Source organism: Pontibacter sp. GD13 (genome assembly GCF_058216355.1).
Window position 1 is genome coordinate 43,922 of record NZ_JBYZMQ010000008.1, and the last position, 16,955, is coordinate 60,876.

The following is a 16,955-nucleotide window of genomic DNA, read 5'->3' on the forward strand; positions in this document are numbered from 1 at the left end:
CATTTGCTCACACGGTTTATGAACTCATAAACTGCGGCTCTTTCATGATCTCCAACAGTTTTTTCTTTGCCCTGCTGTACTGCGATTTCGAGGTAGACTCCGAAATGGACAGTACCTCGCTTATCTCGGCATGGTCAAAGCCTTCCAGCAGGTAAAGGCTCAGCACCACCCGGTAGCCATCCGGCAGTTTCTGAATGGCCTTGCGCACTTTTTCCACCTGCCAGTCTGTATCGTCTTCGTAGCATTCGTCGGGTACTTCGGCATCGGCTTTTTCATCCAGGGGCACTAGTTCTGCCCTTCGCTTCCGGACGGCGTTGATGGCAGCGTTCACCACTATCTTTTTGAGCCAGCTGCCAAACGACGCCTCCGCCTTGTAAGTGTGCAACTTTCTGAATGCACTGATGAATGCCTCCTGCAACACATCCTCCGCTTCGTTATAATCGTTCGTAATGCGCATGCTCACGTTAAACATGGCTTTGGCATACAGCTTATATAGCTCGTACTGTGCACGGTTGTCGCCTTCCCTACACTTATCGATCACGTGGCTATTTATATCCTGATAGCTGATAGTTTCCAAATCACCCCGGGTTAACGTTGCGCAATTATTTTTTGCCGGCTTTTATTTTGTATCCATCCCCCCCACTCAATTTCAAACTAAAGACAACACGAAAAAGGCAAGGTTGCATTAAGTTTCCTATTTACACGTTATTTTTTTCCAAAGCGCATGCTATTGCAAGTATACGGAAGGAACGGCATGTATGAATTTGCTCCCCACCCGCTTACACACAAGAAAGCCAGCCCCTTTTAGAGCTGGCTTTCCGGTTTTGTCCGTATCCTGATTTACTGGACCATTATTTTTAGAAAGTAACAGGTGTGCAACCACAGTCTCATAAGCATTTGCCCTGCTCATGCTGTGATCCGGCAATTCCTGCTGCGTCCAATTTTCTAGTCCATGATATCGAACTTGATGCCCTGGGCCAGTGGCAACTCACGTCCGTAGTTAATGGTGTTGGTCTGGCGGCGCATGTATACTTTCCAGGCGTCGGAGCCAGACTCACGCCCTCCGCCAGTTTCCTTTTCGCCACCGAAGGCACCACCGATCTCCGCTCCGGATGTTCCGATGTTCACATTGGCAATGCCGCAATCAGAACCCCAGTGGCCCAGGAAAGCCTCTGTCTCAAGCAGGTTTGTCGAGAATATTGCGGAAGACAAGCCCTGACGAACCCCGTTTTGGATCTCGATGGCATCCTCCACGTCTCCGCTGTACTTGATCAGGTATAAGATAGGGGCAAATGTTTCTTCCTGCACCATTTCGTAATTGTTTTTGGCCTCTACTACGGCTGGTTTTACGTACGTGCCACTCTCATAACCCTCTCCGCTCAATACCTCGCCGCCGGTAAGCAACCTGCCGCCCTCTTGTTTTACCTTCTCCAGGGCACTGCTAAAAGCCTTCACCGCATCTTTGTCGATCAGGGGCCCTACCAGCGTTGTGCTGTCCAGGGGGTGCCCGATAGGCAGGTTCGGATAGATTTTCAGCAACCGCTCTTTTACTTGCTCATACATCTTCTCGTGCACGATCAGTCGGCGGGTAGAGGTGCAGCGCTGGCCACAGGTGCCAACCGCCCCGAATACTATCGCCCGGAAGGCCATTTCCACATCGGCGTTCTCGGTGAGGATGATGGCGTTGTTACCGCCCAGTTCCAGCAACGATTTCCCTAAACGGGCACCCACTGCCTCTCCCACTTTCTTTCCCATGCGCGTAGAGCCCGTTGCCGATACCAGCGGTACCCGCTTGTCGTGGCTCATCAGACTGCCGATCTCAGCGTCGCCAATGATCAGGTTAAAGATACCCTCAGGCAGCGCATTGTCTGTTAAAACATCCCGGATAATATGCTGGCAGGCAATACCGGTAAGCGGCGTTTTCTCAGAAGGCTTCCAAATGATCACGTCTCCACACACAGCAGCCAGCATGGCATTCCAGCTCCAAACGGCAACCGGAAAGTTAAAGGCTGATATCACCCCCACTATGCCCAGTGGGTGGTATTGCTCATACATCCGGTGCTCGGGGCGCTCAGAGTGCATGGTAAGGCCATGTAGCTGCCGCGAAAGCCCAACGGCGAAGTCGCAGATGTCGATCATCTCCTGAACTTCACCCAGCCCCTCCTGGTAAATTTTACCCATTTCGTAGCTCACCAGCTTGCCCAACGCCTCCTTGTGCACACGCAGTTTCTCCCCGATCTGGCGCACGATCTCGCCGCGTTTAGGAGCGGGCACCTTACGCCATACTTTAAAAGCCTCCTGCGCGGTAGTCACGATCTTATCGTAATCTTCGGCAGTAGCCATGTTCACTGTCGCAATCGCGTTGCCATCGGCAGGTGAATAGATACTGCGCGTGTTACCGTTGTCTTGTCCGCCCCAGGCCAGGCCGGTGCTGTAGGCCGGATTCTGATCCTTGATGCCTAACTCCTGCAACACGTCTTTCAGCTCCTTGTTCAAAGGCAATTCATCTATAGCTTGTTTCATTCGTTTTATCAGTTTAGTGGTTCAAGAAAAGGTACTCTTACAAATCTAAAAAATAAAAAAGCTTCTGCAAGGCTGCAGAAGCTTTCTATTCTGGTTCATTTTAAATTATTATCCCTTCCCGATCGGGTAATAGGCTTTAAGACCGTCCGGGTACACACCTTCGATGTACACCACTCCGCCATTAATCCCTTTCAGGTATTTCTCTACGTCGGCTGGTTTGTTAACCGGAAACTTATCTATTCGGGTAATAATAAAGCCATCCTTCATGCCCGTATCGCGGAACTTGCTGCTTTGCACATTGTTGATCTTAGCTCCTCCGTCTATCCCTAGTTTCGTCATTTCCTGCTTGGTGACAGGCACGAAAGTGGCACCTTCGAATCTGGCGGGCTCTGCATTGCTGCGTTTCACTAACTCGGTGCTGTAATTTATGTTTTTAAGGGTAACGGTGGCATTCCGTTCTTTACCGGCGCGCAAGTAATCTACCTTTACTTTGTCACCAGGTCGGTAGCGGGCTATCTGCTCGAGCAACTGCGATGACTTGGCCACGCGAATATCGTTTACCGCCGTGATCACATCGCCCTGCTTCAAGCCGGCATCTTTGGCGCCGCTGTTTTCTTCCACACCGGCAATGTACACCCCGTTCAGCGTTTTAATATTATTCTCCTTGGCAAAGTTGGCATCTATTTCCTGAATGGTGGCACCCAACAAGGCGCGCTGCACCTCACCGAACTTCAAGAGATCATCTACCACTTTACTGACGATAGACGAGGGAATGGCAAACGAATAACCGGCAAAGGAGCCCGTTTGCGACGCGATAGCCGTGTTAATGCCTACCAGGTCGCCGTTCAGGTTAACCAGTGCGCCACCGGAGTTACCCGGATTCACAGCCGCATCCGTCTGAATGAAGGACTCTATGCTGAGGTCGCGGTTCTGGCTGGTACGCAATATGTTAATGTTTCGGCCTTTGGCGCTTACAATACCGGCAGTTACTGTAGAGGTCAGGTTCATGGGGTTACCCACCGCCAGTACCCATTGCCCTACCTGCAGATCATCGGAGTTTCCATAACGCAGGGCTGGCAGCTTCTCGGCGTTGATTTTGATCAGGGCGATGTCGGTGGTAGGGTCTGTGCCTACCAGCGTGGCCTCAAACTTGCGCTTGTCGTCCATCACTACTTCAATTTTATCGGCCTGGTCTATTACGTGGTTGTTGGTAATGATGTAACCGTTGGCCGCAATGATCACACCGGAGCCGGAGCCTAGTTGCGGACCGCGTGGCACACGCTCTCCGAACCCATCACCGAAAAACTCACGCAGAAACGGGTCCATGGGGCTGCCATTCCTCTGCGTGGGACTGGCACTGTACTCCGTCATGACGTGCACTACAGCCGGCGTAGAAACCTGCGCCGCCTTTACAAAATTAAGTCCTTCAGGCACAATGGCCTCGCTGCTGCGCATGTCGCTGGTATAGCGCACCGTTGGGTACACTTCTTCCTTTGCATCCGCTCTCGTTTCGTCTTCGAGCAACTTATAGCTACCCACGGCAACACCACCACCCAAGAGGGCAGAAAGTGTTAAGCCAACGATAAACTGTTTAGTCTTCATGTAGGTGATTTATGTTTTAAATACTAATTATCAGATTGGTAGTTTAGCCTTACCAAACAAACGCTTCTATAGTATACGGTAGTATAGATTACCCTGATACCTTAATTCGCTATAACAAGATGTAAACAAAAAAGAGGCCAAACTACCAGCCTCTTTTTTGTTTGTAATTGTTCGTGCTATTTAGTGTTTCCTTTACCTTTTGTTGCCTTCTCTTCTGTATTCTTCTTCTTGGTGTTGCCCGAATCGGAAATGCTTATTTGTCTTTTCATAGTCTTATGCTCATCCTTGGGTACAGACACCATTAAAACACCATCTTCGAATTGTGCTGAAATTTTGTCAGGGTTTACCTTGTCAGGCAGGTAGAAGGTTCTGCTGAAAGATCCGTATTGTGTCTCCACCATATGGTACTTCCTATTGTCTTCTTTATTCTCAAACTTTCTCTCGCCTGTTATGGTCAACCTGCCTTCCTGAAAATCAATGTTGATATCCTCTTTTTTCACGCCTGGCAGGGCTATTTCCACCTCGTAGCTTTTCTCAGTTTCGCAGGCATCTACATGCGGTGTAAAATCAGCCATATACCTGGAGTTGACAGAATCGTTAAAGAATCTGTCGAGCATAGAACTGAATGTCGTGTTTGGCTGAGCCATTCGCTCCTGCATGCCTTCATATCTTGTTAGTGCCATAGCTATATAGTTTTAGGTTTAAAAATTTGATTCCTACCTATGCACCTGTAAAAACTATACCACTTACAAAATCCTGATTAATCGTGAAATAATGTCATTAAAAAAAATTATTCAACACGTAAACACCTGACACATTAACAGTTACAGTTTTATTAATATGCAATACTGGCAGTTTTTACAGCGCCATGCAGGGCATACTTTATCTCCAGGCCCAGGATTGGTGATACCCGGTTTCGCTTCGTGGTATAGCCCTGTGTTACCAGCTTTCCCTGCTCGTCGTACACCGGCAATACCAACACATAATAATAATCTGTCTGCCGCATGAAGTATGGATTGATACGCAGCTTATCTGTCAGTTCGTAGGTCAGGCTTGCACGTAACTGCGTGCGGGTGAAGAAGCGATTTGAGGCCCCGCCATTCTGCGCTTCGCCAAAATTTATGAGACGTACGGCCTCGTAACCGATGCTGGGGGTAACGAAATCTTGCTTAATTGGGAAACGCTTACCGAGCACTGCCATTATGTTCAGGTGCCCGAAAGGGGCCTGCGCCTCCTGGTTGACATACTCAAAGGTAAGCTGCTTGTTGAAGTATAGACTACTCACGTTCCCGGCATGGCGCAGGAAAGAGGTATAGAACAGCGTTGTAGGAAAGTCTTCGGCGGCATAGCGCAGGGTAGCACCTGCCCGCCAATGGTCGGTGATAGCATGTTCGTAACCCAGGCTCAGTTCTATGCGCTCAAAATTACTCAGTATGCCTTCCGCTTTCAGATCGTTGAAGCGGCTGTCTGTGTTGATGCGGTACTGGGTTTGGATGAAAAGCGTTCCCTCCTCACCCACGCCATAACTTAACTGGAAAGCTGGCCAAACAGCTGCCGGCGCGGTTACTTTACTTTGCCCATGGGCAAAGAGCGGCAAAAGTAGCAGGAATATAAAATAGCGCATTTTCATACTTGCCTTAACAACAATTAAAGTAAAGCACCACTTCTTTCCGTGTAGCCGAATAAGCCAGCCAGCGTCCGTCCTCCTTGCCCAGCAGATAATGGAAACCAATGGCGTTCGGGTCCGTTTTTACTTCCTCCCAGATAGGCCTGGAGCTATAGTTCGCGTCGAAAGCCATGTCGGCTGCAATGGCGGGACGCTTAAAATTGTCGTCACGGAAGAAATGCTCTATTCGGTTAAGTATAAACTCCCGCTTCTGTTCCTCCGTCGCATTTTCCGGCAGATCATAGTTGAGCAGGTAGTTCGCTTCAAAGCTGTTGCTGTACAGTAATTTGCCCGCGCTGCTGATTATTTCCAGCGTGGCGGTGGCAGTTTGCATGGAATCTCCAACCAAAGTGATCTTAAAAGTATCCTGTTTAGCAGGCTCAGAAAAGGCATGCAGCTTCACTTGCCTGGCTAGCAGTTGCGACCGGGCTGGCACAGTCGTAACTGTGTTTGCATCGGGTTGCGAATTGCGCTTGCAACCAAACAGGAGCAAACTAAAAAGGCAAACAGTTACGAAGTGCTTCATCGTGGTTTACTGTTCAGCGCTTAGTTCCTGCAGCGCGATGTATGCCATCAGGCCAATGCCGGTTTCGAGCGCCGCCTCGTCTATGTTAAAAGTGGGGGTATGCACACCCGAAACAATTCCACGTTCCTCGTTGCGTGTGCCCAGCCGGTAAAAGCAGGCGGGTACCTCCTGTGAGTAATAGGCAAAGTCCTCGGCCCCCATCCACAGATCCAGGTCTACCACGTTGTCGCTGCCCAGGTAAGCTTCTGCTGCGGTGCGCGCGCGCTGGGTCAGGTCCGGGTCGTTTTTCAGGAAAGGGTAGCCAAACTTAATGTCGATGTCGCAGCTGCCGCCCATACTCTCGCAAAGGCCTAATGCTAGTTGTTTGATCTTCTGGTGAGCCTCTTTCCGCCACGCCTCGTTCATGGTCCGGAAGGTGCCTTCCAGCTTTACCTCGTCCGGGATAACGTTGGTTGCGCCCCGGGCCTCTACTTTGCCAAACGAAAGCACCGAAGGCACCTTGGGACTGGCATGGCGGCTAATAATCTGCTGCAGGGCCACGATGAGGTGGGAGGCGATCAACACCGGATCGATGTTCATTTCGGGCATGGCAGCATGGCCGCCCTTTCCTTTTACCGTGATGTAGATCTCATCGGCACTGGCCATGTACATGCCCGGACGGAAACCCACTTTACCTGCCGGCAGCATCGGGAACACATGCTGGCCCACGATGCCCGCAGGCGCCGGGTTGCGCAGCACGCCTTCTTTGATCATGATGGAGGCTCCTCCCGGAAACTTCTCTTCGCCGGGTTGAAAGATCAGCTTTACAGTGCCTTCAAAACTTGCTTTAAGATCTTGCAGAATGCGGGCTGTGCCTAACACCGACGCGGTATGCACATCGTGGCCGCAGGCGTGCATCACTCCTGCGTTTCTGGATTTGTAATCTACCTCATTTGCCTCTTTAATAGGCAAGGCATCCAGGTCGGCACGCAGGGCAATCGTCCTTTTCTCGGGGTTGTTGCCTCTGATCAGGGCCACCACACCCGTACCGGCCATACTTTCAGCCGCAATGCCAAAGCTCTCCAGCGTCTGCTTTACAAACGCGGCGGTGTTATGTTCTTCAAACGACAGCTCCGGATTGGCGTGTAGGTGGCGGCGCAGCCGCACCGTGTCCGGGGCATAGGTTTTAGCCAGTTGCTTTATTTTATCGAGTACACTCATGTATAGGCTGATGCGAAAGTATGCTTGTTTATTACCCGGTTTTATTGCCAGGGCAAGTATGAAACAAGGTACTAACTAAATGGAATGGTAACAAGCAAAAAGCGCTGCGGCCCGGTTTGGGCGCAGCGCTTTTTGCTTGTTTATACTCAGGGGAGGCTTCTGTGTGCCGGTTTAGTAGCTTTTGTCGATGTTGATCTGGTCCTGCACGATCTGGGCGTTCGGGATCAGGTCTGACAGTTGGTTCAGCACCTGCTGCGCCTCTATCCGGCTAAAGAAATCACCTACTTTTAAACGGAAGTTCGGCTGCTGGTAAGTCAGGTAATCCTTTACGTCTGGCACTCTGGAAATAATGGAACGGCGCAGGTTCATGACAGTCTGCCGCTCCGAGCCGTTGTAGGCCAGAATCCGGTACCCCTGCGCATACTTGATATTCTTGTTCACACTGGCCACTGTATCCATCAGCACCGCAACGCGCTCATTTACATGGTGCGTGGGTGCCACGGGGGCTGTCGCCTCGGCTTCGGGCACCGTGTAGGTAGGGCGGAACACACTGAGGTCCTCGGCTACCTTCTCTTTGCCGGAGGTGGTTTTGCCGGCATCTGTCTTTCGGGTTCCCTTCCCTACCGAGGAGGCGCAGGCAGTAGAAAACAGCAGCGCAAGCGCGAGCAAGAGGGTGGTAATTCTATTCATAGTTTACAATGTTAACGCTGGCGGAACATCCTATTCTGTCGGCACCGGCTTTAATTAACGCTTCCGCATCCTGCAGTGTTCGTATGCCGCCGGCCGCCTTTATTTTCATGGTGCTTGGCAATGAGCGGCGCATGAGCCTTACATGCTCTACGGTTGCCCCGCCTGAGGCAAAACCTGTGGATGTTTTCACGTAATCCACCTCGGCGCTTGCGCACAGTTGGCAGGCCTTTATAATTTCCTCTTCCGTTAAAAGCGCCGTTTCAATGATCACCTTCAACGTGGCCTCCTTCAGGTGGCAAAACTTGGCCAGGTCGCTGAGCTCATTCGCTACCTCTTCGTATTTACCTGATTTAAACGCGGAGATGTTCATCACCACATCAATCTCATCGGCGCCATCGGCAATGGCCTGGTGGGTTTCCAGAAACTTAACCTTGGGGTGCTGGTAACCGAGCGGAAAGCCGACCACTGTGGCCAGTTTCACCAATGCCCCGGGCCCCAGGCGCTCTTTGGCCTGCTGCACATAGCAGGGCGGGATGCACACGGCTGCAAAACCGTAATTACGGGCCTCATCGCAAAGCTGTAACACTTGCGCAGCCGTTGCCTCCGGCCTCAGCAAGGTATGGTCTATGTAGGAAGCAATTTCTTCTCCGGCCATAATCGTAGTTAAAAGACAAAGGACATAAGACGAAAGGTAATTTCATCCTACATCCTCCGTCGGTATCATACAAATATTGGGCGCCGCCACACGCCGGACCGGGTGTGGCGGCTTGTTTTTATTCTTCTATCAGGATGCAGCGGTTGTGCATCAGATCTGCCTCTACAGTCTTAAACTTGACATCTTTCACCACACGGCCATCCATGTACTGCACACTCACCCTGTCGTTGCGCCCGGCAACTTTCTGTGAATGCGCTGGCATAATGCGCTCCGGCTCTGCTGCCGGGGCCGAGGTGTGGCCCGACTGATTTTCAAGGGACGAATGCACTTCCTGCTTCTGCTCCTTAAGCACCGGCGGCTTTGGCATCTGCTGCGGACGCGGGGCCTGCACCTGCTCCGGCGCCTGTACCGGGATAAACGCATGGAACAGGAACTCGATCGTTTGCTCGTTTACTTTGCCGATCATGCGCTTAAACAGTTCAAATGACTCAAACTTGTAGATCAGGAGCGGGTCTTTCTGCTCGTAAACGGCATTCTGAACCGACTGCTTCAAATCATCCATCTGGCGCAGGTGCTCGGTCCAGGCCTGGTCTATGGTGCCCAGGGTAATGATCTTCTCCATGGAGCGGAGCAGCTCGTTGCCCTTGGACTCATAGGTTTTGGTCAGGTTGGCTACGGCGGCTACCTGGCGCTTGCCGTCTGTGAACGGAACGGCCACGTTCTCGATCATCGGCCCACGGTTCTGGTGGATGTCTGTGATGATCGGGTATGCCTGGGCGGCCGTGTTCTTGTTTTTCTCCAGGTAATGGTTCAGCGCCTCGTTGTATAAGCGCTCCGACAGCTGATTTGCCTGCACAGACTTGAACTCATCTTCTGTGATCGAGGACTCTATTCCGAATACGCGCAGCACGTGCAGCTGGAAGTTCTCGTAATCGCCGATGTTCTTGTAGTTCACGATCACATCATCGCTGATATCATAGATCATGTTCCAGATATCCAGCTCCAGGCGCTCTCCGTACAGGGCGTTCCGGCGGCGCTTGTACACCACCTCCCGCTGTGCGTTCATCACATCATCGTACTCCAGCAGGCGCTTACGCTGCCCGAAGTTGTTTTCCTCCACTTTCTTCTGTGCCCGCTCAATAGAGTTGGTAATCATCGAGTGCTGGATCACCTCTCCTTCCTCAAGGCCCATGCGGTCCATGAGGCGCGCGATACGGTCAGAGCCGAACAAACGCATCAGGTTATCCTCCAGACTCACGAAGAACTGCGAGGAACCCGGGTCGCCCTGGCGGCCGGCACGACCACGCAACTGGCGGTCAACGCGGCGCGACTCGTGGCGCTCTGTGCCCACAATGGCCAAACCGCCTGCCGCCTTCGACTCAGGGGCGAGTTTAATATCGGTACCACGACCCGCCATGTTGGTAGCGATGGTTACCGTACCGGGTTTACCAGCCTCAGCCACAATCTCGGCCTCTTTCTGGTGCATCTTGGCATTGAGTACCTGGTGTTTGATCTTACGGAGGGTAAGCATACGGCTCAGGAGCTCCGAAATTTCAACGGAAGTTGTACCCACCAGCACCGGGCGTCCCTTCTCGGTCAGTTCCACGATCTCGTCGGCCACAGCATTATACTTCTCGCGCACGGTTTTGTATACTTTGTCGTGCTCATCTTTTCTGGCAATCGGGCGGTTGGTCGGAATCACCACCACATCCAGTTTGTAGATATCCCAGAATTCACCCGCTTCGGTTTCGGCCGTACCCGTCATACCGGAAAGCTTGTGGTACATTCGGAAGTAGTTCTGCAGCGTAACGGTGGCGTAGGTCTGCGTAGCATCTTCTACCTTCACGTTCTCCTTTGCCTCGATGGCCTGGTGCAGGCCATCGGAATAACGGCGGCCTTCCATTACACGGCCTGTCTGCTCGTCCACGATCTTTACCTTGTTATCCGGCGTAACGAGATACTCTGTGTCTTTCTCGAACAAAGTATAAGCCTTCAGCAACTGGTTGATGGTGTGGATGCGCTTTGATTTCTCCTGGAAATCGGCGATCAGTTTTTCCTTGGCGTGCAGCAGCTCGTCATGCGACAGGCTCTTGTCCTGCTCCAGATTGGCGATTTCGGTGCCGATGTCCGGCATGATGTAGAAATTTGGATCTTCGCCCTGGCCCGTGATCAGGTCAATTCCTTTTTCGGTTAACTCGATCTGGTTGTGCTTCTCGTCGATGGTAAAGTACAGCGGCTCGTCGGCCTCCGGCATCTGGCGTGAGTTATCCTGCAGGTAATGGTTCTCCACTTTCTGCATGATGGCGCGGTTACCGGTTTCGGACAGGAACTTGATCAGGGGCTTGCTCTTGGGTAGCCCGCGGAAAGCCCTGAACAGGGACAGACCGCCCTCCTGCGTATTGCCCTCTTTAATCAGGCGCTTAGACTCGGTAAGAAAGTTGGATACTACTTTGCGCTGTGCCTCCACCAACATGGCAATGCGTGGCTTGAGCTCATAGAATTCATGCTCATCACCGCGTGGCACAGGGCCGGAAATGATCAGGGGCGTACGGGCATCGTCAATTAAAACGGAGTCCACCTCATCTACCATGGCGTAATGGTGCTTGCGCTGCACCAGGTCCTGTGGCTCGCGCGACATGTTATCGCGCAGGTAATCGAAGCCGAACTCGTTGTTTGTACCGTAGGTGATGTCTGCTTTATAGGCGTTTCGGCGCGCTTCGGAGTTTGGCTGGTGCTTGTCGATACAGTCGATCGTGAGGCCGTGGAACTCGAACAAAGGCGCCATCCACTCTGAGTCGCGACGGGCCAGGTAATCGTTTACCGTAACCACATGCACGCCACGCTTGGCCAGGGCATTCAGGTAGGCAGGCAGGGTAGCCACCAGTGTTTTACCTTCGCCTGTGGCCATCTCGGCAATTTTACCCTGGTGCAACACTATACCACCGATCAGCTGCACATCGTAGTGCAGCATATCCCAGATAATCTCGTTGCCGGCGGCAAGCCATCTATTCGCCCAAACAGCGTTTTCGCCGTCCAGTTGCACGTTTGGTTTGCGGGCAGCCAGGTCGCGGTCCATGTCGGTGGCGGTTACCACCAGCTGGCCATTCTCTTTCCAGCGGCGGGCAGTCTCTTTTACAATGGCAAAACCGGTTGGCAGCACCTCCATCAGCACTACTTCCAGGTCTTTGTTACGTTCTTTCTCCAGTTCGTCTATCTCGGTAAAGATATTCTCCTTCTGTACGATGTTAAGCTCAGGCTCATCGGCAATACGCTTGTGCAAGGCGGCTATCTTATCATCAATAGGCTTCAGGCGCTCATCAATAATGCCTTTGATCTCGGCGGTTTTGTTTCGCAACTGATCATCCGTAAGGCTGCTTAACTTCGCGTATTCTTCATTAACTTTAGATACATAAGGCAGTACCTCCTTTATATCTTTGTCGGATTTGGTTCCGAATAGTTTCGCAACGGTTTTACCGAAAAAATCAAACATAAGTATATGCTGTTCTTAATTGAAATCCTTTGTTTACAATATCGTCAAAAATACCTGTTTTTTCGATATATCTAAGTCTCAGTGCTAAAACAATACCAGAATAATAGCCTGTCTGGTTATCTGCCATAATTACCGAAACAGTATAGTGTTATTACTATCTATCTCATTTCTCCTTAACCGGATGGGGCGTTCATCCCTTTGCCGTGGCATTGTGGCAGGCTACTAACTGAAAATCAGTTGCATTTCCACCACATCCTGCCAGCCCTCGGCAGTTTTCAGCCACTCTCGGCGGGTGCCTGCCTGCACAAACCCGGCTTTGCTGAACAGGCTTATACTTTGCGGGTTGCCGCACGACACGGAGCAGTAAACCTGGTGCAGCTGCAGGGTATGCCTGCAATACTGCAACAGCAAGGAGACGGCCTCGGCGGCATGGCCGTTGTTCCGGTGTGCAGCCGCCACTGCTATGCCTATGCCCGCGCGGCGGTGCAGGGGATCAAAATCGTATAGGTCGATGGCGCCCACGGCCTGTTTCTGTGCATTACAGACCATTAGCCGCAGCTGCTTTACCGTAAAAATATCGAGGGTGGCGTTTTCGAGGTAGGCCTCCAGCACAAATCTGGAGTAGGGCGTTAAGGTGTTGCCAGCCTGCCATACGGTTGCATCGTTCTCCAGGGTATACAGAAATTCCAGATCGGTGGGCTCCAGTGCCCGAAGCGAAGTATGGCCAGTGGTTATAAACACGCGGGCAGCAGCTAGGCCGGAACAAATGAGCAAGAGCCGGTGAACACTTGCTTGGCCGGCCCGATCAGGTAAATATACTTAAACCCCTCCCCCTCCTGCTCAAAGGCTACTTCCAACTCTCCGCCCAGGGTTTTCACTTTAACGGGGCTTTCAAAACCCTTTAGGGCAGCCACCAGTGCGCAGGCTGTTACGCCAGTGCCGCACGAGAGGGTTTCATCTTCTACGCCACGCTCGTAAGTGCGTACAAATATCTCGCTGTCTGAGAGGCGCTGTACAAAGTTCACGTTTGTGCCTTTGCCTGTAAACCGATCGTTATAGCGCACAGCGCGGCCTTGCTCGTTCACGTCGAAATCTTCTACGTCATCCACAAAGCGCACATAGTGCGGCGAGCCGGTGCTCAGGTAATAATCGTTCCCGATCTGCTCTATGCCCTGCACATCGTTCATTTTAAGCTGAATCAGGTCGCGCTCCACGCTGGCCTGGTGCTCGCCATCGGCAGCCAAAAAACAGGCCACATCCTCTATCACACCTAAATTGCGGGCAAAACGGACTGTGCAACGTGCGCCGTTGCCGCACATGGAGCCCAAACGCCCGTCGGCATTGAAGTATACCATTTCGAAATCGTAGTCCGGGTGGTCCTGCAGCAGAATAAGCCCGTCGGCCCCAATGCCTGTCCGGCGGTTGCAGAGGTGCCTTACCAATGCCTCGTCTTCGGCCGGGAAACTCAGCTTCCGGTTATCGACCATAATAAAGTCGTTGCCGGTACCCTGATATTTGTAAAAGCTAATTGCCATGTGTATGTAACAAAAAAATCTGCGGCTGCGTGCCTTTTTAAGGTTAAGCGGATATTGAGTACTTTTGCCTTGATGCGGCATGAAGCCTGAAATAAACAACAAATATATGTATTCCTTTTTAACTACAGAAAACTGGGCTGACTACGAGCTGGTTGATTCCGGAAATTTTGAAAAGCTGGAGCGCTTCGGCGAGTACTTTGTAGCCCGGCCCGAACCACAGGCCATCTGGGACAAGCACTTGCCGGAGCAGGAGTGGCATCGCCTGGCCAATGCCGTGTTTACCCGCGACAAAGGCAGTCAGGAAAAAGGCCAGTGGAAACTGAAGCAGGGAATGCCGGAGCAGTGGTTCATCAATTACACCTACAACGACCTGAAACTTCGCTTTCGGTTGGGTTTGTCGTCGTTTAAGCATGTGGGCATTTTTCCGGAGCAGGACAGTAACTGGAAGTTTATTTACGACACTACGCGCCACCTCAAAACGCCGCAGCCCAAAGTACTGAACATGTTTGCCTACACCGGTGGCGCCACGCTAGCCGCCAAAGCAGCAGGGGCCGACGTTACCCACCTCGACTCCATTAAGCAGGTGAACTTCTGGGCCCGCGACAACATGGAGGCCAGCAACCTGGACAATGTGCGCTGGATTGTGGAAGATGCCATGAAGTATGCCCGGCGCGAGGTGAAGCGTGGCAACAAGTATAACGGCATTATTCTGGACCCTCCCAGCTACGGCCGCGGACCCAACAATGAAAAGTGGCAGTTGGAGAACGAATTGAATGAGATGATCAAGCTTTGCCGCGAGATGCTGGACGGCACCGATTATTTCCTGCTGATAAACCTGTACTCGATGGGTTTCTCGGCGATGGTACTAGAAAACCTGATGCTCGATACGTTTGGGGAGCTGGTGCAGCATGAGGAACTGGGCGAGTTATACTTGCTGGATAGCGGTAAGCGCAGATTACCTCTGGGGACTTTCTTTAGGTTTACCTCGGTGGGAAGGTAAAGTATTTCAATATTTATTTCAACACATTATATATAATATATATAATAATTATTATATATTAACATTTGATTTAATAATTCTATGAGAAAGATACTTTTACTAATTTCTTTGTTTTTAACTACACTTATATCATTCGCACAAGTAAGTGTTAAAGGTTATTATCGCAAAGATGGAACTTATGTTAAACCTCATATGCGTTCCAATCCTGATGGTAATCCATATAATAATTGGAGTTTTCCTGGTAATACTAATCCTTATACCGGTAAAACTGCTACAGGAAATGTTGATACTTATTTAAAGAACTATTATGGCCATAATGCTTATAGAGTAAATACATCTTATTTAAACGTATACTCTGGTTTATCAACTTATGACCCCACAATATATAAGTTGACTTCTGGCGATTATGTTGAGTTCGTTGAAAAGTATAATAACTCTTGGGCTAAAATAAATATTAGATATTTTGATAAGAGAGACAATTCAAATAAAACTAAAATTGGTTATGTTCTTTACAACTATTTAACATTAGCGGAATCTTCAAATGAAGATGAAGAATTTGAAGACATTTTAGAGCGACATCGACGACGATTAATTGAAGCTGAAGCAGAAAGAAGAGCAAAATTTTATTATGTCACTTCAAATAGCTTAAACTTAAGAAAGGACCCTTCCACATCCGCTCAAATCCTGAAAGCAATAAAGCAAGGTGAGATGGTCGAAATAATTGAATTTATTAATTCAGATTGGGCTAAAGTTGAAGTATCACATTATAATGACCCATTGGCATCATACTACAATGCAAAATATAATTCTACGGCAAAGTACTATCCTCAACACCCATCAGGCTTCATTAAATTAACTGGTTATGTAAGCACAACATACATCACTAATTCTAAACCATAACCTTTCCTGGCGCAAGCGTGAAGCGAAGCGTCACTTGTGACCAATAATTAGAGGAAGTCTTCGGTCTTCTGTGAGCCATACTTTATACTTTCCCAAGTCTGAAGACTTGCCATCATGAACAGGCACAAGTGACGCTACCGCTTAACACTTGCGCCATATTTTAAGTAATCAACAATTAGCAAATAACAATCTCATGAAAAACCGCCTTGCACTAATCGACATGGGTACCAACACTTTCCACCTGCTTATTACAGAAATAGATGAAGATGGGAAGCTACATGATTTTGTGCGGACAAAAGTGCCGGTGCGATTGGGGCAAGGCGGCATTAGTAACGGCACGATTGCACCTGAGGCCTACGAAAGGGCCATTAGCACCCTGAAAGATTTCAGGAAGCAGATAGATGCCTATGGCGTTGAAACTGTGCGGGCCATGGCCACCAGCATGGTGCGAAACGCTGCGAACGGCGATGACTTTGTGAAGGATGTTTTTAAGCAGACAGACATTGCCGTGGAGGTAATTGACGGCGCAAGAGAAGCAGAGCTGATTTACTACGGGGTGCGCTCAGCGGGTGTGCTGGATAACAGAACTGCACTGATCATGGATATTGGTGGCGGTAGCGTGGAGTTTATCCTCTGTAATGCACAGGAAATCTTTTGGAAGCAGAGTTTTGAGGTTGGGGCGCAGCGCCTGATGGATATGTTCTTTACCCAGGACCCTATCCCTGCCGCAAGTATAACCGCCGAGAAAGACTACCTGCAGGAGAAACTGCAGCCCCTTACCGAGGCCGTGGCAAAGTATAAACCCGCTGTGCTTATCGGCTCCTCTGGCACGTTTGATACCCTGTGCGATATTGATGCTTTAAGCAAAGGCGATGCCTCACGCCAGCAGGTGCAACCAGCCGCTTCTGTTTTAGAACCAGATGCTTTTTACCGCATCCATGAAGCGCTGCTGCAGAAAAACCATGCGGAACGCCTGGCCATTCCGGGTATGCTGCCCATGCGCGTGGATATGATCGTGCTGGCAAGTATAGTGGTGGATTTCGTGCTGCAAAAGTATAACCTGCAGGAGATACGCGTATCTGCCTATGCCCTGAAAGAGGGTGTGCTGCAACAGGCCTTAAATTCTCTGTAAAACAAGAGCGCCCGCAAATTAACCTGCAGGCGCTCT

General features: G+C 50.5%; 16 protein-coding genes. 3 read left to right on the forward strand and 13 right to left on the reverse strand.

Features of this window, described 5'->3' with window-relative positions; genetic code table 11:
* Nucleotides 1-16 precede the first annotated feature (16 nt).
* The 13 genes from AC4BAN_RS12065 to dapF form a co-directional block, all read right to left on the reverse strand.
* The gene (locus tag AC4BAN_RS12065; RefSeq protein WP_490564663.1) at nucleotides 17-577 is read right to left on the reverse strand and encodes an RNA polymerase sigma factor; all 561 of its coding nucleotides are present in this window, start codon (nucleotides 575-577) and stop codon (nucleotides 17-19) included.
* A 368-nt stretch (nucleotides 578-945) separates the two neighbouring features.
* Nucleotides 946-2,523 carry an L-piperidine-6-carboxylate dehydrogenase gene (gene amaB, locus AC4BAN_RS12070; RefSeq protein ID WP_490564664.1) on the reverse strand — a complete coding sequence of 526 codons (1,578 nt, stop codon included), beginning with the start codon at nucleotides 2,521-2,523 and terminating at the stop codon, nucleotides 946-948.
* A gap of 108 nt (nucleotides 2,524-2,631) precedes the next feature.
* On the reverse strand, nucleotides 2,632-4,125 hold the full coding sequence (locus tag AC4BAN_RS12075) for a Do family serine endopeptidase (protein ID WP_490564665.1): 1,494 nt from the start codon (nucleotides 4,123-4,125) through the stop codon (nucleotides 2,632-2,634).
* Nucleotides 4,126-4,301: 176 nt separating this feature from the next.
* A complete protein-coding gene (locus AC4BAN_RS12080) occupies nucleotides 4,302-4,808 on the reverse strand; it encodes an Hsp20/alpha crystallin family protein (RefSeq protein ID WP_490564666.1) in 507 nt (168 codons plus the stop codon).
* A 152-nt stretch (nucleotides 4,809-4,960) separates the two neighbouring features.
* Nucleotides 4,961-5,749 carry a hypothetical protein gene (locus AC4BAN_RS12085; protein WP_490564667.1) on the reverse strand — a complete coding sequence of 263 codons (789 nt, stop codon included), beginning with the start codon at nucleotides 5,747-5,749 and terminating at the stop codon, nucleotides 4,961-4,963.
* Nucleotides 5,750-5,762: 13 nt separating this feature from the next.
* Nucleotides 5,763-6,317 (reverse strand): hypothetical protein, encoded by a 555-nt coding sequence (locus tag AC4BAN_RS12090; protein ID WP_490564668.1) that lies wholly within the window; start codon nucleotides 6,315-6,317, stop codon nucleotides 5,763-5,765.
* A gap of 6 nt (nucleotides 6,318-6,323) precedes the next feature.
* Nucleotides 6,324-7,517 (reverse strand): M20 metallopeptidase family protein, encoded by a 1,194-nt coding sequence (locus AC4BAN_RS12095; RefSeq protein ID WP_490564669.1) that lies wholly within the window; start codon nucleotides 7,515-7,517, stop codon nucleotides 6,324-6,326.
* 171 nt (nucleotides 7,518-7,688) lie between these two features.
* On the reverse strand, nucleotides 7,689-8,207 hold the full coding sequence (locus AC4BAN_RS12100; RefSeq protein WP_490564670.1) for a sporulation protein: 519 nt from the start codon (nucleotides 8,205-8,207) through the stop codon (nucleotides 7,689-7,691).
* Nucleotides 8,200-8,862, reverse strand: a complete 663-nt coding sequence (gene deoC, locus AC4BAN_RS12105) for a deoxyribose-phosphate aldolase (protein WP_490564671.1) — start codon at nucleotides 8,860-8,862, stop codon at nucleotides 8,200-8,202. The genes AC4BAN_RS12100 and deoC overlap by 8 nt, the downstream gene beginning before the upstream one ends.
* A 118-nt stretch (nucleotides 8,863-8,980) precedes the next feature.
* On the reverse strand, nucleotides 8,981-12,352 hold the full coding sequence (secA, locus tag AC4BAN_RS12110) for a preprotein translocase subunit SecA (protein ID WP_490564672.1): 3,372 nt from the start codon (nucleotides 12,350-12,352) through the stop codon (nucleotides 8,981-8,983).
* Nucleotides 12,345-12,479, reverse strand: a complete 135-nt coding sequence (locus AC4BAN_RS12115) for a hypothetical protein (protein ID WP_490564673.1) — start codon at nucleotides 12,477-12,479, stop codon at nucleotides 12,345-12,347. The genes secA and AC4BAN_RS12115 overlap by 8 nt, the downstream gene beginning before the upstream one ends.
* 95 nt (nucleotides 12,480-12,574) lie before the next feature.
* Nucleotides 12,575-13,093, reverse strand: coding sequence for a GNAT family N-acetyltransferase (locus AC4BAN_RS12120; RefSeq protein WP_490564674.1), 519 nt, complete (start codon nucleotides 13,091-13,093; stop codon nucleotides 12,575-12,577).
* Between the two features lie 11 nt (nucleotides 13,094-13,104).
* Nucleotides 13,105-13,887: a diaminopimelate epimerase gene (gene dapF, locus AC4BAN_RS12125; protein ID WP_490564675.1), complete on the reverse strand. Its 783-nt coding sequence runs from the start codon at nucleotides 13,885-13,887 to the stop codon at nucleotides 13,105-13,107.
* A gap of 106 nt (nucleotides 13,888-13,993) precedes the next feature.
* Between dapF and AC4BAN_RS12130 the strand changes: the two genes are divergently transcribed.
* From AC4BAN_RS12130 to AC4BAN_RS12140, 3 genes are all read left to right on the forward strand, one after another.
* Complete coding sequence (locus AC4BAN_RS12130) at nucleotides 13,994-14,887, forward strand: class I SAM-dependent methyltransferase (protein ID WP_490564676.1); 894 nt, start codon at nucleotides 13,994-13,996, stop codon at nucleotides 14,885-14,887.
* 81 nt (nucleotides 14,888-14,968) lie between these two features.
* On the forward strand, nucleotides 14,969-15,787 hold the full coding sequence (locus AC4BAN_RS12135; RefSeq protein ID WP_490564677.1) for an SH3 domain-containing protein: 819 nt from the start codon (nucleotides 14,969-14,971) through the stop codon (nucleotides 15,785-15,787).
* Nucleotides 15,788-15,980: 193 nt separating this feature from the next.
* Nucleotides 15,981-16,919, forward strand: a complete 939-nt coding sequence (locus AC4BAN_RS12140; RefSeq protein ID WP_490564678.1) for a Ppx/GppA phosphatase family protein — start codon at nucleotides 15,981-15,983, stop codon at nucleotides 16,917-16,919.
* The last annotated feature ends 36 nt before the right edge of the window (nucleotides 16,920-16,955 follow it).

Excerpts from the sequence above, each read along its gene's own strand:
- amaB (WP_490564664.1), bottom strand. The coding sequence starts at position 2,523 with ATGAAACAAGCTATAGATGAATTGCCTTTGAACAAGGAGCTGAAAGAC.
- AC4BAN_RS12075 (WP_490564665.1), bottom strand. The coding sequence starts at position 4,125 with ATGAAGACTAAACAGTTTATCGTTGGCTTAACACTTTCTGCCCTCTTG.
- AC4BAN_RS12080 (WP_490564666.1), bottom strand. The coding sequence starts at position 4,808 with ATGGCACTAACAAGATATGAAGGCATGCAGGAGCGAATGGCTCAGCCA.
- AC4BAN_RS12085 (WP_490564667.1), bottom strand. The coding sequence starts at position 5,749 with ATGCGCTATTTTATATTCCTGCTACTTTTGCCGCTCTTTGCCCATGGG.
- AC4BAN_RS12090 (WP_490564668.1), bottom strand. The coding sequence starts at position 6,317 with ATGAAGCACTTCGTAACTGTTTGCCTTTTTAGTTTGCTCCTGTTTGGT.
- AC4BAN_RS12095 (WP_490564669.1), bottom strand. The coding sequence starts at position 7,517 with ATGAGTGTACTCGATAAAATAAAGCAACTGGCTAAAACCTATGCCCCG.
- AC4BAN_RS12100 (WP_490564670.1), bottom strand. The coding sequence starts at position 8,207 with ATGAATAGAATTACCACCCTCTTGCTCGCGCTTGCGCTGCTGTTTTCT.
- deoC (WP_490564671.1), bottom strand. The coding sequence starts at position 8,862 with ATGGCCGGAGAAGAAATTGCTTCCTACATAGACCATACCTTGCTGAGG.
- secA (WP_490564672.1), bottom strand. The coding sequence starts at position 12,352 with ATGTTTGATTTTTTCGGTAAAACCGTTGCGAAACTATTCGGAACCAAA.
- AC4BAN_RS12115 (WP_490564673.1), bottom strand. The coding sequence starts at position 12,479 with ATGGCAGATAACCAGACAGGCTATTATTCTGGTATTGTTTTAGCACTG.
- dapF (WP_490564675.1), bottom strand. The coding sequence starts at position 13,887 with ATGGCAATTAGCTTTTACAAATATCAGGGTACCGGCAACGACTTTATT.
- AC4BAN_RS12130 (WP_490564676.1), top strand. The coding sequence starts at position 13,994 with ATGTATTCCTTTTTAACTACAGAAAACTGGGCTGACTACGAGCTGGTT.
- AC4BAN_RS12135 (WP_490564677.1), top strand. The coding sequence starts at position 14,969 with ATGAGAAAGATACTTTTACTAATTTCTTTGTTTTTAACTACACTTATA.
- AC4BAN_RS12140 (WP_490564678.1), top strand. The coding sequence starts at position 15,981 with ATGAAAAACCGCCTTGCACTAATCGACATGGGTACCAACACTTTCCAC.